Source organism: Pseudomonas izuensis (assembly GCF_009861505.1).
Classification (GTDB): domain Bacteria; phylum Pseudomonadota; class Gammaproteobacteria; order Pseudomonadales; family Pseudomonadaceae; genus Aquipseudomonas; species Aquipseudomonas izuensis.
Genome location: NZ_WTFT01000086.1, coordinates 1 through 1,458, shown reverse-complemented (window position 1 = coordinate 1,458; position 1,458 = coordinate 1). Strand labels below are relative to the sequence as shown.

Below are 1,458 nucleotides of genomic sequence, written 5' to 3'. Positions count from 1 at the left end.
GGAGGGGGAGTCGCGGCCGCGTAAAGACGTGGGGGTTTAGATAGTTTTCTCCCATGGGGCAGCCCCCGGATGCGTATGTAGGAAGCTGCCTCTAGTCGTCGCCAAACGAAAAGGGTGGCAGCTGCGCGCGGGTTGGCGAACCGGTGCATCCGGAAAAACCGGCAGCCCCGAAGGTCCCCCACGCAGAGCCGCCATAATTCGAGAAGGGAAGACTTCCCAAGTTCGAACGTGGTCGCGATGCGCTGGATGCTATCCGGGTCGCCAAACCCAGAGCTGAATATTCAGCTGGGGAAGAGCTTAGAGATCGGATACTCGACGACGCAATCGGACGGCGGTGCGATGTTTGTAGGACGTTGCCGGGATTTTTGCGGGGCTTGGGATCAAAAGATCGCAGCCTGCGGCAGCTCCTACAGGTGAAGCTGAAGGTCGTTCCGACCTTCATTCGCGAGCAGGCTCGCTCCCACAGTGGATTGGGTTTCTACAGTGGGTTTTGCGCGTTATTCGGTTGGTGGGTTCAGCTTCGCTTCCATCTCCGCCACTTTCGCTTCGAGGCTTTCGAGGCGGGCGCGGGGGCGTGCCAGTACGACCATCTGGCTGTCGAATTCTTCGCGGCTCCCCCGGGTCCAGTTTGCTGAAGGGGGTTGCTGGCGGGGGTTTGGATGGGTTTTGGTTTTGGGCTTTTGGGGGGGGGGGGGGGCGGGTGGGGGGGGGGGGGGGGGGGGGGGGGGGGGGGGGGGGGGGGGGGNNGGCTTTCGAGGCGGGCGCGGGTGCGTGCCAGTACGACCATCTGGCTGTCGAATTCTTCGCGGCTCACCAGGTCCAGTTTGCTGAAGGCGCTTTGCAGCAGGGCCTTGAACTGGCTTTCGATTTCGGCTTTCGGCAGCGGGGTGTCGCCGCTGAAGAGTCGGGAGGCGGTGCCGGTCAGGGCGTCGAGGAAGTCTTTGGGCGCGAGCATGGGGAAAGGTCCTGGTGACAATGACGAGCAGTGTATCACGCAGTGTCTACAGTCAATTCCGCGGGTAAGGGGTGCACGCTTTTCGCGCATGCGGATGGACGGTGCTGCACCGTTGTTGTGCGTAACATGCCGGGTGTTGTGGCGAAGTGGCGGTCATCAACCGGCAACGACTTGAAAACTATGAGTTTTGTGGAGATGGCAAGCTTTCTGCTTAGACCCTGGTGACCCATGCACTGATGCAGTCACCGTGACGAATGCAGTGCGCCAGGCGAAACGCGGGGAGCGTTTGGCAAGGAGCGGTTAGCGAGCGTCGGGCGGGCGGGTAGGGCCGAGGCTGCGTTACAAAGCCAGGCACTGCGCTTAGACTTGAGACGGGTTTGTTTTCCTGGGGCAAGTCCACCAATTCGGGAGAGAGTTTTCATGAAGCTAGTCACTGCCATCATCAAGCCGTTCAAGTTGGACGACGTGCGCGAGTCGTTGTCCGAGATCGGCGTGCAGGGCAT

At 61.1% G+C, this 1,458-nt stretch carries 1 protein-coding gene and 2 pseudogenes; 1 reads left to right on the top strand and 2 read right to left on the bottom strand.

Annotated features, from left to right (window positions below; all coding sequences use genetic code 11):
- Positions 1-497: 497 nt before the first annotated feature.
- A pseudogene (locus GPL81_RS30995) lies at positions 498-639 on the bottom strand (accessory factor UbiK family protein); the annotation flags it as partial.
- A gap of 109 nt (positions 640-748) precedes the next feature.
- Positions 749-955, bottom strand: a pseudogene (locus tag GPL81_RS30990) (accessory factor UbiK family protein); the annotation flags it as partial.
- Between the two features lie 420 nt (positions 956-1,375).
- Here GPL81_RS30990 and GPL81_RS30985 point away from each other — a divergent pair.
- A partial coding sequence (locus GPL81_RS30985; RefSeq protein WP_281355074.1) for a P-II family nitrogen regulator occupies positions 1,376-1,458 on the top strand: 83 nt, incomplete at its 3' end.